We start from the raw sequence: 19,721 nt of genomic DNA, 5'->3' as shown, positions 1-19,721 counted from the left end.
GGCAGCGTCAGATGTTTATAAGAGACAGGATGGGGGGAGAAATTTTGAGTTTTGAATTTAGGCCTTTTCAAAAGCACTCAAAACTCAAAATGTAGAACTCAAACCTTGATCTTGCTCGTCTACCTGGCAAAAATCTCTTCCTTGAGCTGGCTCTTGCGCTCGTAGTGGGTTTCGTAGAGAATTTCGAGCTGCCCGCCATACTCTTGAATCAGAGCTACCTGGCGTTTGTAGAGGCCGCGAAACAGGTTGGCAAACAGCAGCGTACCGATCGCCACGACTAGTCCGGCTGCGGTAGACACCAGCGCTTCGCTAATGCCGCCCGTTACCGCCCCGGCATTGGCCCCCACATCCCCCAGTTGCAGAGCATCGAAGGAGGCGATCAGGCCCAGGATGGTGCCGAGCAGCCCGAGCAGCGGGGCCACGCTGATGATGGTGGCAAACACAGTGCTAAACCGCCGCAGGTGGGGCAGTTCGGCCTGTATGGCGCTGGCCAGGGCCAGGTGAAACTGCTTGGGGCTAGCCCCTTCAATTTCGAGGGCCTCTAGAAAAATGCGGGCGATCGGCAGGTTCACGTTCTGCCGTAGTTTGGGGTAGACATCCATCGGCGCTTGTCGGTAGGTGCGCAGAATGTCTTGCATCACCGGGCGCTGACGCTGATTGAGCCGCACCCAAAAGATAAACCGCTCGATGATGAGGGCGATCGCCAGCAACGAAAACCCCAGCAGCGGCCACATCACAATGCCACCCGCCGCAAAAATACTGCCCATAATCAAATCCTGTCGTAGATTCCCGCTTGCAGCGGCCCGATTTAACCCTCCTGTGAAACCTATTGGCGGAGTGGGCAAAATCAGACTATTGCAAATCACTGTCAAATGCATTGAGCCTGATTCCGGTGCCATTGTCAAGATCTTAAAGAGAATAGATCCTGATAGTATGGGGAGGGGAAACGCGATCGCAGGGGAAATCCAGTCCTTGTTTTAGCCTAAATTCCTTTTATATCAAGGATTCTGTTATATTTGCCGGGCTAAAGTTCTGCATTATCCAAGGTCTAAGATCAGGCTCTTGTGTTGGCCTCCTCGGTCAGATTATCAATAGTCCTTGACTTAATTCACAGTCTTTCTCAACTATAGTGAGGCGGGTTGTGCGTTACCGTTACTCAAATCATTGCCCATGAGTCTCTCTAACCTCTGCTTTGAACAACACCAGCAAGACCAGGCCAGGCTACGCAAGCTGCTGCTGTGGGGGCTCTTGGGGTCGGTGGGGGTGCATGCGATCGCCCTGGGCTTCAGCCAACTCAACCTGTGGCCAGATGCCGACGAAGCCAACATTCCCCCCATCGAGCTAATCGTTACCGAGCCCCTGGTCGAAACCCCAGAGCCAGAGGTGCTAGACCCCACCCAGCCCGCTGAACTCAGCACCGAGACTAACGACCCAGCTCCGGCGGCATCGGCCCCATCTCCCAAAGCTGCCGTTGTCACTGCGCCCCGACCCGTCGCCGTCGCCGAGCCCGAGATCCCTGAACCGGTAGAGCCTGAACCCCTAGCCGAAACCGCAGCGGAATCGGAGCTAGAGGTGCCTGAAGATGTACTCGAAGACGAGGAGGAAGAAACCCCCGAGGCCGACCTGCCGCCCGAAACCGTTGAACCTGAGGAGGCAGTTGCTGAAACCGAAGAGTCAGTTGCCGAGGCCGAGCCTGACTTAGCTACTGCATCCGAAGACTCCTCTCAGTTCGAGCGCCTGCGCGACTTTCTTCGGAGGCAGCGAGAAGCCGAGGGCGAAGTTACAGCCGAAACTTCAGCGGATGGTAGCACCGACTCGGCTGGGCCTCCTGCCTCTGACTCAGCGGGTGCTGCCGAAACCACCGCTGCCCGCCCTGGCACCGGCACCTCAGACACCGCCAACCCCTCGGGCGGCGGCAATGGCCAAGGTCAGGGTTCGCGCACCGTGGCCTGCCAAAACTGTGTGCGCCCCAGCTATCCCCAAAGCGCCCTGGAGGCCGGGGCCGAAGGCCAACCCATGGTCAGCGTCGATATCAACCCCGACGGCAGCGTGCGCAGTGTGACCCTGACTCGCTCTAGCGGCAACCCAGCGATCGACCAGGCCGCCATGCAGGCCGCCCGCAACTCCCGGTTTCAGCCTGTCAACGGCGGTGCCAGTGTGCCCATCGAGTATGACCTGACCATTGAGGGGTCGCGTCGCAACCGCGATGCCCGCCGCCGGGGCGAGCGTCAGGCCGTAGAACTACCGTCAGAACCTACCCCCGCCACCGCAACCACTGAGCCCATCCCTGAACCAACCGTCGTACCGACTCAACCCGTTGACGCTGCCGAGCCAACCGCAGCTCCTGCCCTACCGGCATCTTCAGAACCAGCGCCAGCAGAGGCAGAGCCAGCCGAACCAGTAGAGGCAGAATCCGTAGAACCAGAACCTGCCGAGGTAGAGCCAGAACCAGTCAGCCCACCCCCGGTTCAATCTTCACCTGCTCCTAGTCCGCCTGTGCCCAGCGCTCCCCCACCCCCTACTCCTGCGGCTTCACAACCCGCACCAGTTGCGCCAACCGCGCCGATCCCGCCTAGTCCTCCTCCTGCGGTCGAGTCTTCTCAGCCAGATGCCCCGATCGCAGAGTAGGAACAGCTGAAATGATAAGGGCATTGGCAAAGTAAGCTATTTCATCAGGCATGTGTAACGCCCCATATCCAACTTTTTCAGTCTGTCTTGTCTTCTCTGGTGATTTCTGGATTTGGCTTCGTTGCGCTCCTGATTAACTAATTGAATGGGAAGCCGTACAGACTAGAGGAAAGAGATTTGACAAAATGCAGTAAGGTTCTGTCATAGCCAGGGATAGCAAACACGCACGATGCCTCGATGGAATGACGATATCTACAATACCCCGGCGTATCCAGTCACTGATGCCGCCCGGTACCTGCGCATCCCTACGCCAACGCTGCGATCGTGGCTTAAGGGGCGCACCTACGATACTAAAGGCGGTAAACAAACCTCAGAGCCGCTAATTGAGCGTCCCGATCCGAGCTTGTCGCAGCTCTCCTTCACCAACCTGGTCGAAGCCCACGTGCTCCGCATCATCCGCGAAACTCACCAGGTCAAGCTAGAGAAAGTACGTCAGGCTCTCGATTACATGGGGCAGCAGTTTGACACCGCTCATCCCCTGGTTATGAAGCGGTTCCAAACTGACGGTGTTGACCTATTCGTAGACCAAATTACCGAAGATCAAACCAAAGCCTTGGTCAATGTCTCCCGAGGGGGGCAGTTCGCTATGCGCGAGACTCTCAAGCACCTGCTGACCCGCGTTGAGTGGAATGCTAAGGGTATTGCCAGCCGCTTTTTTCCGATTACTGACTTGGTTACCGATCCCCAGAGCGACAAAATCATTTTTCTAGATCCGTCTATCCGCTTTGGCAGACCAGTGGTGGCGGGAAAAGGGGTGCCCACAGGGGCGATCGTCGATCTCTATAATGCTGGCGATACGATTGAAGCCATTGCTTACGAGTTTGACTGCACTCCCAGCCAGGTCAAGGAAGCTATTCGTTTTGAGTCCCTTCTGTTAGCAGCGTGAGCAAGCAGGGCGACGTCGTTTTCTTTATTGATTGGTCGATCAGTCAGCGATCTGTACCAGACGCCTTGAGGTTGGCGGGGGCCACCGTCGAGACTCATCTTGACCACTTTCCGCCAGAAACCGCCGACGTGGACTGGCTACCAGCGGTCAGCGAGCGGGGCTGGATAGTGTTGACCAAAGACGAGGCGATCGGGCGTAGGCCGAACGAGGTTGCAGCCATTGCCAGATCTGGAGCCAGGGTCTTCATTTTGGCCTCGGGCAACCTCACTCGCGAACAGATGGCTAACGTGTTTGTAGCCACCAGGGAAAAGCTAGAGAAGTTTGCCCAGAGCAACCCAGCCCCATTCATCGCCAAAGTCTACAAAGATGGAAAGATTCTGCTCTGGCGGAACCGCACCCAACTCTTGAAGATTGTCAGACAGCCTGGGCTTTAGGTTGTCACATCTTGATCGCCGGTAGACAGAGGCTTACGAGAGTGGAATTTATCTGCGGCTCCAAAATTTGCCGGAGCAGCGATCGCCCCTATTGGCCAGTTTTGGGTATCAATTGGGTATCGCAAGTTTTGAAAAACCTGTAACCCTTGTACAGCAAGGAGTGTTGGCTGATTTGTAATCAGCCGGTCGCAAGTTCGAGTCTTGTCACCAGCTTGCCCCCAAAACCCCTGAAACCAAGCAGTTTTAGGGGTTTTGTTTTTTCTTGCCGCTCCCTCAAATCGAAACATTCGTACTAAAAACATGTAAAGATCGGGCACGGTTAGCTAAGTTTGGGTGTAAATCGGGTGTAAGACAACCGCTGTTTTGGCGAGGTGTCTCCCATGCACTCCAGTACCTCCACTGGTAGGGCTTCCAAGGGTTCCGTTCAAGTTATCAGTTCCAACAACCGTCTACAGCTCCGATTCCGCTTCGGTGCCAAGCGGCACTATGTCTCGATGCCTTCATAAGCACCCCGAAGAGGCGCAGCTCATCTTCGCCTGGATGAATGGGCATGTACCTGCCGACTCCACAAAGCGACTCATGATGCACCTGTCATCGTGCTGCCGATGGGCCAAAAAAGCAGGGCTCTTGGACTTGGCTGATCCCTTTGATGGAATGCAGGCCCAGGTCAAACTCAAGAAAGCTGGCACCGAAGAAGAGGATATCAATCCTTTCACTCGGGAGGAACGTAACCGCATCATTGCTGCTTTTGAGACAAACCCTGACTACTATTACTATGCTCCGTTGATCAAGTTCCTATTTTTCACCGGGTGTCGCCTGTCTGAAGCGCTTGCCCTCTACTGGAAGCATATTGGTAAATCAATCATCACCTTTGAGCAAGCACTTATCTATGACGGTAGAGGCCTTGTCTTGAAGGATGAACTCAAGACTCAGAAGGCCCGCAAATTTCCGGTCAACGCCCAGCTTCAGGAGCTTCTCGACGCCAACAGGCCCGAAGGGGCCAAACCAAAGGATCTGGTCTTCCCCGGCCCAAAGGGAAAGTATATCGATTGGGGAAACTTCACCACCAGAGGCTGGCAGTCTGTTCTTGCTTCCCTGCCCGATATTGAATATCGAAATCCTTACCAGACAAGGCATACGTTCTGTAGCCTGTGCCGGGAAGCCGATATTCCCAGCATTCAGATCGCCAAATGGGTTGGTGACTCAGCTCAAATGATTGATCGCGTGTACGCGAAACCAACTGACCATATCCAGGTGCCTGAGTTGTTACCCCAGCGAGCATGACGATGCTCAGATCCGTTTTTTTGAGTGAGGAAAGGTGCCGTCAAGCGATCGTGCCTATGCTTCGTCTAGATCAAAGCTGCACCTGACCAGCCTCGATACGGCGACAGAGCGCTTGCTAAAAAGAGGATCGCCATACCTCTAACACATTGCAGTCACGTAGGGGCTATAGTCACCGGGTATAGTCCGGGCAACCCAGTGTTTCCCTAGCGGGGACTTTAGTGAAGCGCTGTCGTCGCTGTTGGGAGTAGAGGCGAAAGAGCTCTCTCCGGCGACCATTAGTCGGCTGAAAGCCAAGTGGAGCGCTGAGCACCAGATGTGGCAGCAGCGGTCGTTACGGCAACAGCACTATGTTTATATCTGGGTCGATGGGATTTACTTCAATATCCGCGCCGATGAACGGCAATGCATTCTGGTGATCATTGGTGTCACCGATAAAGGTCATAAAGAACTCCTGGGCTTGGAGGCGAGCTATCGGGAGTCTGAATTGAGTTGGAAATCACTGCGGCTACGGCTCAACGACCCAGGGCTAACCCAAGCGCCTCAACTGGCCATTGGCGATGGGGGCTTAGGCTTCTGGAAAGCGCTGCCTCAGGTGTTTTCCACCACCAAGAAACAGCGCTGCTGGGTTCACAAGACCTCAACAAATTACCGAAGCATCAGCAATCAGAGGCAAAACGAGCGATTTGGGAGATTTACCGAGCTGAGTCTAAAACAGAGGCGAATAAGGCCTTCGACCGCTTTAGCAAGACCCACCAGGCGAAGTATCCAGAAGCCGTCACCTGTCTCGTTAAAGACCGGGATGTCTTGCTGACCTTCTTCGACTTCCCCGCTGAGCATTGGGCGCATATTCGCACCACCAACCCCATTGCATCGACCTTTGCTACGGTGCACCTCAGAACTGACAACCAGAGGCTGCGTTTCCAAAGACACCATCCTGGCACTGGTGTTCAAATTGGTCGAGAGTGCTCAGAAGAGCTGGCTCAGGATTCGAGGCTTTAAATACCTCGCCGACGTAATTGAAGGAGTTCCGTTCAAAGATGGATACTGGATAGATGACAGCCCTGATTTGACCCAGATGCAGGATGCCGCCTAGCTTCTAGCCATACACCAGATTTGACAATATCTCATAGAAATCGGTCCGCGATAGTTGATGCACTTCAGATTTGAATCGGCGTACTTTAGATATTGTCTTCGCTCTAAAATCCATTTAGCTAGGCTTTGCAAAAGCAATTGCTGAGATGCCGCTTAACATGAGGCCAATACCGATCCACTGGCTGAAAGCCATTCTTTCGCCCAGAAAGTATACACCAGCCATAGTTGTTGATATCATTGTTAGACCAATAACAACGGGATACGCGGTTGACAAGTTAAACTTCCCTAAAACCAAAATATAGAATATAGTGCTTATGCCGTAAACAAATACACCTCCTAACAAGTAAAGGTTGAACAGACTTTGGCCAGAACCCAGCTTAAGAAGGGCTTGAGCAAGTGTGTTAAATCCTACAGAGATCAAGATAAGTAATATAGACATAGAGATTGGACTCATTTATAACTTTTTGGAGGAAGAAAATCCCAAAGGAGCATATCTTTAGGATAGGGTGTCTGAAGATACTTCCCTAAGAGTTTTTCCCACCAACGAGGTGGATGAGGTAAAGATGCTACTTGAATACTAGGGCAGCCTAATATCCAGGCACCTAAGATATCGGTATGGCGGCTATCTCCAACCACCACAACCTGATCTGGGCTAAGTCTCATGTTATCTAATGCGAAGCGAAATGCCTTGGGGAAAGGCTTTCTAGCAGGGCTTATAGCTGGTATATTTAAGTATTCTGACCAATACTGGACTCGATACTTGCGTTTGCCATTTGACAAAATATAAAACCTGATGCCTAAGGCTTTGGCTTTCTCAATCCAATATTCTACATCTGGAGAGAGATAAAGGTCGTCTTCAGATATGATTGTATTATCTAGATCAATTATTACACCTTGGATCTTTGATTTCAATAATTCTTCAATGCTGATTAAAGCCAGCCTTGGGATTTGCCTTGGTAAACCAGAGTTCGTCTTTCTAACGGCCCGTTTTTCAAAAAAAATAGGGTTATTACTAGCTTTGGTTGATTTTCTAAAGCGTTTAATTCTATCCATTAGAGCAAAAAAACACAAAGTTTTAGCTTTTGCTAGTTTCTTAGATTGAGTTTCCTACTGGATAATTCCTCTACTCTCCAGTGACAGGATTATGAAAATGACGCTTATCCAGCTCAAGACTGAAAATAGTAAAGGTTTATCTCCCAAAAGAATTTCTTCGGGGCGTTCGGTTTCGCCTCCCGCTTCTAATCCAGTGTTCTTGCGGCTTATCTCTTCAGGATCGCTTAGTAGTTGGTACCTAAATACACCGTATAAGACAAATGGAATAGTCAACATCATCCATGGTGTAGAAGCCCCATTAACTGCGGGTCCAGAACTCCAGAGAGCATACGTTATGATGGTTCCATTAGTTACTACGCTCTCCATTCTGCTTAGCAACGGAAGTGAATAGCGATCTAAAACCTTTCTTGATTTTTTCCCACTAATCTCTGAAAGTCTTAGCTCAGCTTTACGCTTTTCAATACCCAAAAATAGTGCGAGCATAGCGGTGCACAACAAAAACCAATGAGATAGAGTGATGCCTGTTGCTGCAGCACCTCCTAGTGCTCTAAATATAAAGCCGGCGGCAATAGCTACAACATCTACTATGACTTTGTGCTTAAGTTTGATATTATAAGCGACTTGAAGGAGGGCATATCCTAGGATCGCAGCACCTAACCCATAGGCCTTCCACCAACCAGCCAAAAGGGCAAATCCGAGTAAAGTTGCTGCAAGAGCTATGGCGGCAGCAACACTCACTGCTCCCGAAGCGATAGGTCGCTTACATTTGATCGGATGGCGACGATCAGATTCTACATCAATAAGGTCGTTGATCAGGTAAAAGCTGCTAGAAGCACAGCAAAATAAAGCAAATGCTAGGAAACCATTGAGTAAAGATGTAACTGTAATATTAAATGCAAATAGTGGGGCAGCAAACACGATTAAATTTTTCGTCCACTGCCTAGGTCGCAATGCCCTTATGTAAGATACTAATAAAAGTTCGGATTGATGTTCAGAAGGTGCTACAGAGGGACGGGCTGCATTTGAAACATCAATTCTTCGTCGTCGCCTGTGAGATGGTATCATTGTCTACTCAGTAAACTCTAAATAACAATTTATCCGTATCCTAATTTATCGTTTCCTCCTCAGTTTTTGCTGTTATTCAACACCAAAAAATAGGTTCGGTAGTGCCCCATAGGTAAGGATGGCTGAATCCTATATGCAGCAAGGGATATCAAGTTTTACATCCTTCTCGAAGGCGCTAAGTATATATGCTCGTTGAGGGCTGGAACACTGATTCTCCCGTGGATTGTGGGTTGAAATCCTGTGAATAACCAGGATACTTCGGCACTCAGAAGCTAGCTTCATTGATCGAAACCCTTTCAGAAAGAGGATCATAACCATCCTTACCTTTTTAGGAGTACCATAGGTTCTAAATTGTGGGTCTAAGGCATTTTTTAGAGCGATCAATTATCAACATAATGCTCAGACTTTGTGCCAAAATGATCGCCAAGAGTTATGCGAGCGCTGGGGACTAGGTCTTCTTAGCAATTGCCAAATGGCTAGCCAAATAAAAGGTGGAATGGTTTTTTGGTATCGGCTCCAAAGACGGCGAGGTTCTTGAACCAAACGGTAAAGCCATTCCAATCCACTTTCTCGAACCCATAGTGGTGCACGCTTTTGAGTTCCTGCATAAACAGGAAATACACCGCCAACGCCTAACATGACAGACTGGATTTTATTTTTGTGAGAGGCCATCCAAATCTCCTGCTTTGGACAACCCAAAGCGATAAAGGTAAGACCGGCCTGACTAGCATTTACTCGCTCAATTAACTCAGCATCTTCACCTTCTGTTAGAGGTCGAAAAGGAAGTGACTCGGCACCAGCTAATTTCAGCCCTGGAAAGTCTTCTTGTAACCTATATCGCATACTCTCGAGTACTTCTTCTGTACAGCCTAAGAGATAAATGCCGACATTCTCTTTGACTGCTTTACCGCAAGCCGCAAGAAAAATATCCATCCCCGCTGTTCGATCTTGGTATCTTCGCCCCACCAATCTCATGACCCATACCAGAGGCATACCATCAGGAGCTACTATATCTGCTTCTCTTAAAATGCTATGGAAGCTGTCATCCCAATAAGCTTCCATCAACATATGGACATTGGCAACACAGACAACCCTACTAGAGCGCTCCTTGGCCCAAGCAATCATTGTTGCTATTTGATCCTCGAGTAGGAGTGCTGTGACTGGCACACCTATAACATCAATTTTTGGCAATTTCATGGTGAGCGCTCTTTTTGTTATTCCAAAGTTCCCACAGTAGATTTTGAGTGAGCCTAAAGTCATTGTGGCCTCTCGCAAGGCAAGGGATCAGATCCTAAGGCAAACCTTTATGCAGGGTTTAATCTAAAGCAATCAATGTAAAGGCGCTTAAAATGATTGCAATTTATGGTTTACCTAATCTACCTTCCTCGCTGAGAAATTAAAATTCAAAAGCTACTGGGTATAAAAGATGCTTTACCTGAGCAATATGCTCTTTGTCATTGTCCGCATTTAGATTCATTCTTTAAATACCAAATATAAAGAAGTTAGAACATCTAGAAAACAAGAGCGGCGGCTTCCTAGTAATCAGCAGAGTCCGTTTAGATGTGAGATGTCAGAAACCAAAAGTCTTGCTCAGTGCAAAAAGGATCCTTAATTCCACTATTCTCCCTACCTAGATCGTATCGTTTTCATCTTATACAGCCTCACGGAGTATGCTTGTGAAATTGGGAAACAATAACGAGGACTTTGCAGTCATATTAAAATGTGTATGCTCTTTAATATGCCCAAATAGTCAATGAAACAACTGATTGAACTAAGGAACCATAACGGCAAAGTCTGACAATGGTGTTCCCCTTGTCTCGTCTGTGCGTTTGCTAAGCCCAGGAAAGGAAGAGAAGCGGTGTAGGTGGGTCTACTGAATCCTTCACACGATAGATGATAAGGCTTGAGTCGCTCTCGTGAGGCTATCTATACCCAGCTTTATTGAATTTTTATACACTCAGCTCTAGATGTCTAAGAGATTAGACTTGGGCTAGCAAAAAAAAGATACTTTGCCTTCTTCTGACTCGTAAGAGCCGTATGACCATACTCTATGGTTGAGACAGACAATAGAAACCCTTTGGTTCCAACTGATTCCATCAGCTGAGAGCGCCAAATTATAGAAGGCAATCAGGAGCTTGCTACCCCAGGCCAAGCATTGCCCGTAAGGTGAAGGTCAAAAATAGAAAGCCAGCTACTGCGGTACCAACCAGAGCTACAGCAGTGATGGGGCGCTGTAGCAGGGGCACTAAGGGCTCGACAGCACTGTACAAAATACCCAGACTAAAGGAAATCAGGTAGCGGGGATAGCGAAAAACGTTTTCGAAAAATTCTTTCATGACGGTGATGAGAGGGTGTGAAAGGCTGATGCGCGTCGATCCAACCTCAATAGTTGAGCGGTTGGATGGGGGGCTACTAACGGCAGAAGACGCGTCTATCAAGCATGGCATAGCCAGGCCTTAGGGCAAGGAGATACAGAATTTGCCCTCCATCTTAACCTACGACAAAACGCTGGGCTGAAACCGACTCGGCACCACGAGGTTTTGATATAGTGTAAGCGTTTCTCAGGAAGTACATTTGATCTTGAATGGTTCTGTGACAGCAGTACTCTCAACTCAGACTGGTCTACATCCCCGCCCGTTTCTGAAATGGGCGGGGGGTAAGGGGCGTCTGCTGGGGCAATACGAACCTTTTCTGCCGACAGCTATTGATACCTACTACGAGCCATTTTTGGGCGGAGGGGCGGTGTTTTTTCACCTGGCAGGTCGAATGCAGCGGGCAGTGCTGGGGGATATTAACCCGGAGTTGGTCAATGTCTACTGCTATGTGCGTGACCAGGTGGAATCTCTCCTGCTTCATCTGTGGGAGCATCAACGTCGCCACAGTGTTGACTATTACTACCAGGTGCGCCAGCAGCATAACCTGCGATCGCCCCTGGAGCGAGCCGCGCGGCTGATCTACCTCAACAAGACCTGCTACAACGGCCTCTACCGCGAAAATTCCCAAGGCCATTTTAATGTGCCGATAGGTAAATACAAAAGCCCGAACATTTGCGATCCATTGCTGCTGAGGGCGGCCTCGGCGGCGCTGCAAAAAGCTGAGATCCGCACTTTTTCCTTTGAGACACTGCTGTCGCGATCGCTGTCTAGCCGAGACTTTGTTTACTTTGACCCGCCGTACCACCCTATTAGCCCAACTAGTAGCTTTACCAGCTATAGCCGCTACGGGTTTAGTCGCGATGACCAGCAAGCGTTGGCCCATGTCTTTAGCACCTTAGCTGCCCGAGGGCAACGGGTGATGCTGTCTAACTCCGACTGCGAGTTTATTCGCGACTTGTATCAAGGGTTTAATCTACAGCCAATTTTGGCCGCGCGGGCGATTAATTCGCGCGCGGGGCAGCGGGGCAAAATCGGGGAGTTGCTGGTTACCTTCCCCTGATACCGCCTAGATCTTACCGAGGATAAATCTTATCGGGGAAAATCTTACTGGGGATAGTTGAGTTTGCCCCGGAGCCTCAGTCTAGAGTAAGAGCAATATTCCTCTGAGAGATGTTGCCGATGCCCTCTTCCAGTTCTGGTGTACAAGATGCCACCCGAGATACCTTTCAAGCGATTACCCAGGTCATGCAGGCCATCGTCGCTGTACTCGACAATGCCACCGCTGCCGCCGGTAACGCAGTGGTGGCAAAGGCCCAACCTCTGTTAGAACCAGCTACCGCAACCGTTGGCAACGTGGTTGGCCCGATCGCAAATCTCCCCTTCGTGCAGTTTGCCACGGCACTGCCAGGGATGAAATGGCTACTGGCTGCCATCGGTCAGGTGAATACGGAGGCGGTGCGATCGCAGGTGGATGATTTGCGTCAGCAGTATCCCCAGGACAGCCAGCGCGCCCTGGCCCAGCGGGTCATGGCCGAGACGGCCCTCAAGGCAGCAGGCGTAGGCCTGGCTACTAACTTTGTGCCGCCGGTGGCGTTTGTGCTCACCTTGGTCGATATTGGCGCGATCGTGGCGCTCCAGGCCAACATGATCTACCGCATCGCGGCAATCTATGGCTACTCTCCCAGTGACTATGAGCGGCGCGGTGAGGTATTGACGGTTTGGCTGCTGTCATCAACCACCGCCGGTGTAGTGAAATCAGGGCTGAGCGTCGCGGAGATCATTCCAGGTCTGGGCGCTGTCTTGGGCATTGCCTCCGATGCCAGCCTGGTTTACGGCGTCGGCTACTTTGCCTGCCGCTATTACGAAACTAAGCAGGTAGCACCCAACGAGATTGTGGTGTAGCGATCGCCCTGTCCAAGGTCATAACTATACCCTGCTAGAGGGTCTAGCCTTTGAGCATGGTTCCTAGTACCGAAAGGCAGAGGCAGAAGGCAGAACGGGAATTCTAGGTCTCATCAGGGTTGCCGCGTTAATAAACAGCTGGGTTATTTCGGCCTCAGAATACTAGGTCAACAGATCAAACAAACCATCATCAATTTCGTAGCCCAACATTTGGGTCATAAACTTGAGTCGACTGTACTGGGTCTGGCCCTGGGAGCGCTGCCAAGCGGCGATCGCAAATATCTTAGCCATCATAAAAATTTCTAAGCACTCAGGGTTGTAGCGAATGCCTTCGGTCGGGCTGAACTGATGGGGCACTAGCATGGCGGCATAGCGCCCCAGTTCTCCTGCCTCCCAATCCAGCACCAGCGGCAACCAGGGATATACGCTATCTAAGCGGATAAACCACAACCGTACTTCCGGTAACTCCGATAGCTCACGGGGATCGGTCGGGTCGCGACTAATCTCGATCACAAAGCGCAGGGCCATGTCACCACTCAGTCCTTTTCCCGCTGCTAGCAACGGTTCAATCACCGATCGAGCCGGATCTAAATCCAGCGTTTGCAGGTGAGACTCGTGCAAGGTAATGGTGTGAGGCATGGGTTGAAGCAACAAACGCTAACTAACAAAATCTACAGCCATTGTGGCAGAGGGTGGCACACTATCCTCAGCTTGGGGGGCAGCCATCCGCAACGACAAATTCCTAACTCTTCAGACAGGAGGAATGGTTTAGGAAGGTAAGGCCATGCCATCATAGATATCGCTTTGGGGAATGCAGTCGGCCCGGCGATTCCTGAAGCTAGCCATAACGTTCATCGCGGCGGCTCCTATGTCTGATTTTTCTCTGCATGTATGTATTATCTTGGGCACCCGGCCCGAGGCGATTAAGCTAGCTCCGGTTATTCGTGTCTTCCAGCAAGACCCAGACATTCGTACGCAGGTGGTGCTTACGGGCCAGCACCGCGAAATGGTGGATCAAGTGATGGCATTATTTCAGCTGACGGCTGATGCCGACCTAGCCATTATGCAGCCACAGCAGACTCTCACCGATATTACCTGTCGCAGCCTGCAAGGCCTAGAGGCTTTTTTCCAGGCCCAACCTCCCGACCTCGTCATCGTGCAGGGCGACACGACAACGGCTTTTGCGGCTGCTTTAGCGGCTTTTTATCAAAAAATTCCGGTGGGTCACGTCGAGGCCGGGTTACGTACCGATAACATCTATAGCCCCTATCCAGAGGAGGCGAATCGGCGACTGATTTCCCAGCTCACTACGCTACACTTCGCCCCGACCACGACGGCGGTCAGTCATCTCAAAGCCGCGGGCGTCGTCGGCAGCATTCACCACACTGGTAATACCGTCATTGATGCCCTGTTGACCGTGGCAGGGCAAAATCCTGACTGTCCTGTTGCTGGCCTCGACTGGGAGAGCCACCGGGTCATGCTAGCGACAGTACACCGCCGTGAAAACTGGGGATCTCCCCTGGCGGATATTGCCGCTGGGTTTCTCGCTGTTTTGGAGCATGAGCCCGATACGGCCTTACTCCTGCCCCTGCACCGCAATCCTGTGGTGCGCGACCCACTCACTAAGCTGCTGGGCGATCATCCTCGTGTCTTTTTGACCGAACCCCTCGACTACGGACGCCTGGTGGGAGCTATGAACCGCTGCTATCTGCTGCTCACCGACTCAGGCGGCCTCCAAGAAGAAGCACCCGGCCTAGGAAAACCAGTACTGGTGCTGCGCGACACCACCGAACGTCCAGAGGCTATAGAGGCGGGTACCGCCCGGCTGATCGGTACCAGTGCCGACGCTATTCGTCACCATGCCCTTGAGCTGTTGACCGATCCTGATGCCTACGGAACTATGGCCCGGGCCGTGAACCCGTTTGGCGATGGCCATGCCTCAGAGCGCATTTTAGCCCTTGTTAAGGCTCACGTCTCAAACCAGCCAGCAGGCTGACCACCCAGCTGATCGCCCAAAGTCAGATCGGCTTATGTCAGAATTTCATGACATTAGACTTAGGGCTTTACGTACATTCTCAGGTTGGTTTCAAGGCAAATTCAGGATTTTATCCGCCGCAAGAACGCCGTCTACGGCCCCTACAGGTTAAGGCCGAGTTATTCTCTCCGGCAAACGTAAACCCGCCCAGTGTGATAGGTATCACACTGGGATTTCCAAAGAATCACGGGTTGATTTACGGAATCTCACACTTTACAAAAACTTGATACGGCTACATTGGAACCTAACGGTGGTCACCTACCCAGATTTATGCCCTCTCAACACCCGTCAGAAACGCAGCAGTTTAACCGCGATGTGCAGTTTCTTTTGAAACCTAACAACCCCCATGCGCGATCGCTGCTGGCGTTTATTCAGAGAACGATTCGACAATTTGGGCTGCAAGCTCACGTCACAGAGATCGATATTTTTGTGGAAGCGTATCTACGGGGTGTAAAACATACGCAGCAGCACCAAGAGGAAATTCGCCAACCTAAGGCCTGGATGCGGCGCACTGCCTACAACATTATTCGGGAGTGCAAGCGCGATCGCATGCACTATTCAACCCTGGCCTTTGATGAGCTCATGGATCAGGGACGGCCTTTGGTAAACGCCTCCCCTCCTTCGGGGGTAGAGGACGAGGTGATTGTCAAAGCCATTGACTCGGTGCTCCAGGCGGTGAATGCACTGTCACCTAGCGATCGCGCGCTCATTCAATGGAAAGTCATCGAAGGCTGCTCCTGGCAGGAGGTGCAGACCCGGCTGATCGCCCAGGGGGAGGAGCGTGTCTCCCACGCTGCGCTACGTAAGCGTGGGCAGCGCTCCCTGGAGCGTCTGCGACGGGCCTACCATATTTTCAATAACGCACCCGGCTCCCTAAAACTAGCCGACGACTTATCTGATCACCCGGACGGTGACACTGTCGCCCCGCCGGTATCAGCCTCTAGCCCCAGCAACACCTACAATACAGAAGATACCTTGCTTTGGAGCATTACTCTAGAAGGAAATTTCACCGAAACAGTTACCGATAACCAGCTCAAAATGGCCATCCTAGCCGAGCTCAGGCAGAAGTCCAAAGATCCTTTCCTACGCTTAATTAGCGTTAGGCAAGGCAGCATTATCATTGAACTCGGTGGCTCAGCAGAGGGCTACCAAATTATTCAGGCTCTGATTAGCTCTGGCCAGCTGACGAACATCCTCGGGCTACCGGTCAGGCACGTAGGGCTGGTGGGTGAATCACCTGACGATTATCAGCCGCCTCTCAACCCCCAAGAATGCAGCGAGTCCTCACCCCAGCGCCAAAGACCTGAAATTCCCCAAAGACGGTCCGACATGTACACTTTTTTGCTCAATTTGCCTGCACCTCAGTTCAATGCAGTTGTGTTCGACCTCAACCCACCCCGAGGCAATCTGGCCCAGCTAGATGCATCTCCAGGAGAACGAGTAGCGGCTCTGCTCGATTGGTTAGAGAGCTCAGTCGGCCCGGGGATAGACGCCCTACGGATTTCAATTAATAGCGTCTTAAACCGCCTCTAGCCAGCGATCGATCGATCTAACGCAATTTAGATTCTTAGGATTCAAGCCTATCCATGCCCACCACTCCTGCTGGATACTCTGACCTTTTGGATGTCTGACTCCGGAGAGTCTATCCCTACAGAATTGGGGGCTCGCTCAAGGCCCTGTACTCTTGTTTGACTAGTCTGTATCAGTCTCATGAGCACAATTAGTTGGGTCTGAGAGGTAAACTTTACTGAAGCCACTAGACGGATCCTCTCAAGGGATTGCTCGAAGCTATCTTCTGGGTTTGGCAGTGGGGTGCCTACACCAATGAACCACTATCTCAGTTTGGGACAATGTTAGGATTCCATGGCCAATATCGTTAGCCCATCTGATGCGATGACCCCGGCAAACCCTAGAGACGTCTCCCAGGGCGAGCAGGCAATAGCGGCCCAGACTTTCATGCTCAAGTTCTGGGGGGTGCGGGGCAATATTCCGGCCCCAGGGGCCGACACGGTGCGCTACGGCGGCAACACGGCTTGCGTAGAGGTGCAAGTAGCCGGTCAGCGACTTATTTTTGACGGGGGTACAGGCCTGCGGGTGCTGGGGCACGACTTGATGGAGCAGGGGCAGCCAGTCACCGCCCATCTCTTTTTTACCCATACCCATTGGGATCGGATTCAGGGCTTTCCGTTTTTCGCTCCAGCCTTTGACCCTACAACTCGTCTCGACATCTACGGTGCCCCCGCCCCCAATGGTGCCTCTATTAAGCAGCGGCTCATGGATCAAATGTTGCGGCCTAATTTCTTTAAACCGCTACAAACCATGGCTGCCACCATGACCTTTCACAACATTGCAGCAGGGGCCCCTCTGTCTTTGGGGGAGGTGACGATAGAGCCCTGGGGTCTTAACCGTCACACCAGTGCCCTGGGCTATCGAGTGAGTTGGCAAAACCGAGCGTTAGTCTACGCCACTGATACTGACTCTAGCCAAACCAGTCTTGACCCCAACCTGCTAATGCTGGCGGCCGATGCCGATGTGCTAATTTTTGATGGCACCTACGTTGATACGGCCTACTCAGAGTCGAGTGCCCGGAGTCTAAATCCTTGGCAGTTGGGCATTGAAATTGCCAAAGCTAGCCAGGTCAAGCATTTGGTGCTGTTTCACCACAACCCTTGCCATAGCGACGACCAACTCGACCAGCTTGAGCACCAGGTCCAGAAAAGCTTTGCCCAGGTCAGCCTGGCCCGTGAAGGTGCCACCCTAGACCTCACCCTACTCTAGCGATCGCCACTCTAGCGATCGCCCCCACCCAGCTCTCACACCATTAGGTGGGCTGAAGCAGATCACCGCGAATCCAGCCCGTAACCCCCTGGTAGGTCGCCTGATACCAAATAAAGCCATCTGCTGGGTTACCTACCCTGGCCATCACTTCGACTACAGCGCCGCGAGGAGCTCTGCCAATAATTTCGCTCCCGAGCCGAGGATCCATACGCAGACGGGCCGCTTCTGCAGACAGCACCAGAGCGGCGGTACCTGGGGCAAAGTTATTGCCAAGAAAGTCACTCGGCCCGGGAGCTACGCCAACCAATGCGTTGAAGCCAGGCTCCTTGAGAACTAGGGTGCCATCGGCGGCAATAATCTCTAACTCAGTATCGCCCTGGATGTTGATGCGGGCCAAACGTTCGGCCTCACCTTGCTCAACCCTGTAGACCATTTGATCGCTGGTATTCGGCACCAGCTGTGTCGGAGCGCCTCGCACCTCAACAATGTCGGTGCTCTTGTTGTAGAGGTTCATCAACAACGTAGAGCTCCGACGATAAACGCGTACCACCATAGACTCGGTTTCAAAATACAGCACCGTTTCTACGACATCGGCCTGGGCCAGCTGGAGTGTTTGTCCTAGCGTTGTTGCCGTCATTGAGGTTATGGCTGTCGTTCTGGCTGGCGCTGGTGCTGCAAACAGGCTGAGGGAGACAACCGATAGAAAAATTCTGTGAGAGACCTGACTCATGGACAGTGACCTGATACGTTACCTGGCAACTGGTGCTCGCAAGGGCAAGGCAAAGCCTTGAATGCTTACTAAGGGTAACCTTACTGCAAAACTCCACGGCTGTTAATCTCAGCCGACAAGATGGTACCCCCTCAGACAAACCGGAGATAACAACTGAATCCCTTAGCCTCTCCGTCTTAAAGCATGGCTGTTGCCGGCGGAGAGCCGGTTGAACCTACTGGTTCCAACCGGGCATCACCAGACTGTCGTGGATAGAGCCGAACTTGCTGAGACGGCACAGTAATTGTTACCCGACTGCCAATAGCAATGGGGTTACCGACCGGCAGACGAGCGTATAGCCATTTCCCCGCAGGGGTTTGCAGGCAATACTTATATTCACGGCCTAGAAACTGGCGATCGCGTACTACCGCCCCCCCGACAGCATCTTCGACCAGGGCAATATCTTCTTGGCGCACCATTAAATCGACCTGGCCCAGTTGGCTCCCAGGTTGATCGGTAGCATCAGTTTTAGCCTTAAAGCAGCCCACTTCAGTCAGCCAGCCGCCAGCACTATGCTGGGCCGGTAAAAAGTTGGCTTGGGTCACAAACTCTGCCACAAACCGTGAGGAAGGTTGACCGTATACCGCCTCTGGAGCATCAATTTGCTCTAATCGGCCCTGATGCATAACCGCAACCCGGTCTGCCAGGGCTAGGGCTTCTTCTTGGTCGTGGGTGACAAATACACCCGACGCGCCTACCTGCCGCAAAATATCGCGCACCTCTTGACGCAGATAGAGACGCACCTGCACATCGAGATTACTAAACGGTTCATCGAGCAGAATAATGGTCGGGCGCGGAGCCAGGGCGCGGGCTAGTGCTACCCGCTGCTGCTGCCCACCCGAGAGCTCGTGGGGAAAGCGGTGCTTTAGACCCTCTAGGCCCACTAGGGAGATGGCCGCAGCAGTCTGTTGCTCGATCTCGGTAGCTGTTGGCCCTCCTCGAGAGTTGCCCTGGAGACCAAAAGCTACGTTCTGGGCCACCGTTAAGTGCGGGAACAACGCATAATCTTGGAACACAATACCCACATCACGGCGCTCAGGAGGAAGCCAGGTCGTGCCACAGACTGATTGACTCCCGAGGAAAACATCACCATCATCAGGCTGCTCAAACCCAGCAATCAGCCGCAGCAGCGTGGTCTTGCCGCAGCCCGAGGGCCCTAACAGGCCTAAAATCTCCCCCTGCTGCAAAGCTAGACTCACTCGGTCTACTGCTGGAGGCAGCTGAGAACTATAGCGTTTGGTAATGTTATCAAGGCGAAGAATATCAGGTGGGGTCATAGCCTGGAAACGATTACAACAGCACAGGGCCGCTTGCAGTTTGTTATTGAGAACGCAATGCATTAACTATACCGTTCGCCAGG

The 19,721-nt window shown here is 51.9% G+C and carries 18 protein-coding genes, 1 tRNA gene and 1 pseudogene; 11 read left to right on the top strand and 9 right to left on the bottom strand.

Annotation, left to right across the window (positions count from 1 at the left end):
* Positions 1 to 119 precede the first annotated feature (119 nt).
* Positions 120 to 767, bottom strand: coding sequence for a MotA/TolQ/ExbB proton channel family protein (locus tag IQ254_RS06540; protein WP_193965365.1), 648 nt, complete (start codon positions 765 to 767; stop codon positions 120 to 122).
* Between the two features lie 403 nt (positions 768 to 1,170).
* Between IQ254_RS06540 and IQ254_RS06535 the strand changes: the two genes are divergently transcribed.
* The 6 genes and pseudogenes from IQ254_RS06535 (at position 1,171) to IQ254_RS06510 (ending at position 6,291) form a co-directional block, all read left to right on the top strand.
* A complete protein-coding gene (locus tag IQ254_RS06535; RefSeq protein ID WP_193965364.1) occupies positions 1,171 to 2,628 on the top strand; it encodes an energy transducer TonB in 1,458 nt (485 codons plus the stop codon).
* A 229-nt stretch (positions 2,629 to 2,857) separates the two neighbouring features.
* Positions 2,858 to 3,574 carry a DUF433 domain-containing protein gene (locus tag IQ254_RS06530; protein WP_193965363.1) on the top strand — a complete coding sequence of 239 codons (717 nt, stop codon included), beginning with the start codon at positions 2,858 to 2,860 and terminating at the stop codon, positions 3,572 to 3,574.
* Positions 3,571 to 4,008, top strand: a complete 438-nt coding sequence (locus IQ254_RS06525) for a hypothetical protein (RefSeq protein ID WP_193965362.1) — start codon at positions 3,571 to 3,573, stop codon at positions 4,006 to 4,008. The genes IQ254_RS06530 and IQ254_RS06525 overlap by 4 nt, the downstream gene beginning before the upstream one ends.
* A gap of 121 nt (positions 4,009 to 4,129) precedes the next feature.
* Positions 4,130 to 4,225 (top strand) — tRNA-Thr (locus IQ254_RS06520).
* A gap of 416 nt (positions 4,226 to 4,641) precedes the next feature.
* A complete protein-coding gene (locus IQ254_RS06515; RefSeq protein ID WP_228040254.1) occupies positions 4,642 to 5,292 on the top strand; it encodes a site-specific integrase in 651 nt (216 codons plus the stop codon).
* A 238-nt stretch (positions 5,293 to 5,530) separates the two neighbouring features.
* A pseudogene (locus tag IQ254_RS06510) lies at positions 5,531 to 6,291 on the top strand (IS256 family transposase).
* A gap of 208 nt (positions 6,292 to 6,499) precedes the next feature.
* Here the strand turns inward: IQ254_RS06510 and IQ254_RS06505 are convergent.
* The 5 genes from IQ254_RS06505 to IQ254_RS06485 all read right to left on the bottom strand — a co-directional run bounded on the left by IQ254_RS06505 (position 6,500) and on the right by IQ254_RS06485 (position 10,838).
* Entirely contained in the window at positions 6,500 to 6,823 is a 324-nt protein-coding gene (locus IQ254_RS06505; RefSeq protein ID WP_193965361.1) for a multidrug efflux SMR transporter, read from the bottom strand.
* Positions 6,824 to 6,834: 11 nt separating this feature from the next.
* Positions 6,835 to 7,437, bottom strand: coding sequence for a YqeG family HAD IIIA-type phosphatase (locus tag IQ254_RS06500; RefSeq protein WP_193965360.1), 603 nt, complete (start codon positions 7,435 to 7,437; stop codon positions 6,835 to 6,837).
* Positions 7,438 to 7,491: 54 nt separating this feature from the next.
* On the bottom strand, positions 7,492 to 8,502 hold the full coding sequence (locus tag IQ254_RS06495) for a decaprenyl-phosphate phosphoribosyltransferase (RefSeq protein WP_193965359.1): 1,011 nt from the start codon (positions 8,500 to 8,502) through the stop codon (positions 7,492 to 7,494).
* 399 nt (positions 8,503 to 8,901) lie between these two features.
* Entirely contained in the window at positions 8,902 to 9,699 is a 798-nt protein-coding gene (locus IQ254_RS06490; RefSeq protein ID WP_193965358.1) for a WecB/TagA/CpsF family glycosyltransferase, read from the bottom strand.
* A 941-nt stretch (positions 9,700 to 10,640) separates the two neighbouring features.
* On the bottom strand, positions 10,641 to 10,838 hold the full coding sequence (locus IQ254_RS06485; RefSeq protein ID WP_193965357.1) for a DUF751 family protein: 198 nt from the start codon (positions 10,836 to 10,838) through the stop codon (positions 10,641 to 10,643).
* A gap of 256 nt (positions 10,839 to 11,094) precedes the next feature.
* Between IQ254_RS06485 and IQ254_RS06480 the strand changes: the two genes are divergently transcribed.
* Together IQ254_RS06480 and IQ254_RS06475 are read left to right on the top strand one after the other, a co-directional pair.
* Complete coding sequence (locus tag IQ254_RS06480; RefSeq protein ID WP_193965356.1) at positions 11,095 to 11,937, top strand: DNA adenine methylase; 843 nt, start codon at positions 11,095 to 11,097, stop codon at positions 11,935 to 11,937.
* 119 nt (positions 11,938 to 12,056) lie between these two features.
* On the top strand, positions 12,057 to 12,779 hold the full coding sequence (locus IQ254_RS06475) for an EcsC family protein (RefSeq protein WP_228040252.1): 723 nt from the start codon (positions 12,057 to 12,059) through the stop codon (positions 12,777 to 12,779).
* 162 nt (positions 12,780 to 12,941) lie between these two features.
* Here IQ254_RS06475 and IQ254_RS06470 read toward each other — a convergent pair whose 3' ends face one another.
* The gene (locus IQ254_RS06470) at positions 12,942 to 13,418 is read right to left on the bottom strand and encodes a CRR6 family NdhI maturation factor (protein WP_193965354.1); all 477 of its coding nucleotides are present in this window, start codon (positions 13,416 to 13,418) and stop codon (positions 12,942 to 12,944) included.
* 229 nt (positions 13,419 to 13,647) lie between these two features.
* Here IQ254_RS06470 and wecB point away from each other — a divergent pair, with 229 nt between their 5' ends.
* The 3 genes from wecB to IQ254_RS06455 all read left to right on the top strand — a co-directional run bounded on the left by wecB (position 13,648) and on the right by IQ254_RS06455 (position 17,592).
* Positions 13,648 to 14,775 carry a non-hydrolyzing UDP-N-acetylglucosamine 2-epimerase gene (wecB, locus tag IQ254_RS06465; RefSeq protein WP_193965353.1) on the top strand — a complete coding sequence of 376 codons (1,128 nt, stop codon included), beginning with the start codon at positions 13,648 to 13,650 and terminating at the stop codon, positions 14,773 to 14,775.
* Between the two features lie 309 nt (positions 14,776 to 15,084).
* Positions 15,085 to 16,347, top strand: coding sequence for an RNA polymerase sigma factor (locus IQ254_RS06460; RefSeq protein WP_193965352.1), 1,263 nt, complete (start codon positions 15,085 to 15,087; stop codon positions 16,345 to 16,347).
* 360 nt (positions 16,348 to 16,707) lie between these two features.
* Entirely contained in the window at positions 16,708 to 17,592 is an 885-nt protein-coding gene (locus IQ254_RS06455; RefSeq protein WP_228040250.1) for an MBL fold metallo-hydrolase, read from the top strand.
* A 43-nt stretch (positions 17,593 to 17,635) separates the two neighbouring features.
* Here the strand turns inward: IQ254_RS06455 and IQ254_RS06450 are convergent, their stop codons facing one another.
* Both IQ254_RS06450 and IQ254_RS06445 read right to left on the bottom strand, forming a co-directional pair.
* Complete coding sequence (locus tag IQ254_RS06450) at positions 17,636 to 18,322, bottom strand: SH3 domain-containing protein (protein ID WP_193965350.1); 687 nt, start codon at positions 18,320 to 18,322, stop codon at positions 17,636 to 17,638.
* A gap of 176 nt (positions 18,323 to 18,498) precedes the next feature.
* Positions 18,499 to 19,638, bottom strand: a complete 1,140-nt coding sequence (locus IQ254_RS06445) for an ABC transporter ATP-binding protein (protein ID WP_193965349.1) — start codon at positions 19,636 to 19,638, stop codon at positions 18,499 to 18,501.
* Positions 19,639 to 19,721 lie beyond the last annotated feature (83 nt).

It is taken from the genome of Nodosilinea sp. LEGE 07088 (assembly GCF_015207395.1).
In the GTDB taxonomy this organism is placed as follows: domain Bacteria; phylum Cyanobacteriota; class Cyanobacteriia; order Phormidesmidales; family Phormidesmidaceae; genus Nodosilinea.
Note: the sequence above shows the minus strand (reverse complement) of the source record. Positions and strands in the feature narration are given on the sequence as shown.

Excerpts from the sequence above, each read along its gene's own strand:
- IQ254_RS06535 (WP_193965364.1), top strand. The coding sequence starts at position 1,171 with ATGAGTCTCTCTAACCTCTGCTTTGAACAACACCAGCAAGACCAGGCC.
- IQ254_RS06470 (WP_193965354.1), bottom strand. The coding sequence starts at position 13,418 with ATGCCTCACACCATTACCTTGCACGAGTCTCACCTGCAAACGCTGGAT.
- IQ254_RS06530 (WP_193965363.1), top strand. The coding sequence starts at position 2,858 with ATGCCTCGATGGAATGACGATATCTACAATACCCCGGCGTATCCAGTC.
- IQ254_RS06445 (WP_193965349.1), bottom strand. The coding sequence starts at position 19,638 with ATGACCCCACCTGATATTCTTCGCCTTGATAACATTACCAAACGCTAT.
- wecB (WP_193965353.1), top strand. The coding sequence starts at position 13,648 with ATGTCTGATTTTTCTCTGCATGTATGTATTATCTTGGGCACCCGGCCC.
- IQ254_RS06505 (WP_193965361.1), bottom strand. The coding sequence starts at position 6,823 with ATGTCTATATTACTTATCTTGATCTCTGTAGGATTTAACACACTTGCT.
- IQ254_RS06485 (WP_193965357.1), bottom strand. The coding sequence starts at position 10,838 with ATGAAAGAATTTTTCGAAAACGTTTTTCGCTATCCCCGCTACCTGATT.
- IQ254_RS06495 (WP_193965359.1), bottom strand. The coding sequence starts at position 8,502 with ATGATACCATCTCACAGGCGACGACGAAGAATTGATGTTTCAAATGCA.
- IQ254_RS06460 (WP_193965352.1), top strand. The coding sequence starts at position 15,085 with ATGCCCTCTCAACACCCGTCAGAAACGCAGCAGTTTAACCGCGATGTG.
- IQ254_RS06490 (WP_193965358.1), bottom strand. The coding sequence starts at position 9,699 with ATGAAATTGCCAAAAATTGATGTTATAGGTGTGCCAGTCACAGCACTC.
- IQ254_RS06500 (WP_193965360.1), bottom strand. The coding sequence starts at position 7,437 with ATGGATAGAATTAAACGCTTTAGAAAATCAACCAAAGCTAGTAATAAC.
- IQ254_RS06455 (WP_228040250.1), top strand. The coding sequence starts at position 16,708 with ATGACCCCGGCAAACCCTAGAGACGTCTCCCAGGGCGAGCAGGCAATA.
- IQ254_RS06450 (WP_193965350.1), bottom strand. The coding sequence starts at position 18,322 with ATGAGTCAGGTCTCTCACAGAATTTTTCTATCGGTTGTCTCCCTCAGC.
- IQ254_RS06540 (WP_193965365.1), bottom strand. The coding sequence starts at position 767 with ATGGGCAGTATTTTTGCGGCGGGTGGCATTGTGATGTGGCCGCTGCTG.
- IQ254_RS06475 (WP_228040252.1), top strand. The coding sequence starts at position 12,057 with ATGCCCTCTTCCAGTTCTGGTGTACAAGATGCCACCCGAGATACCTTT.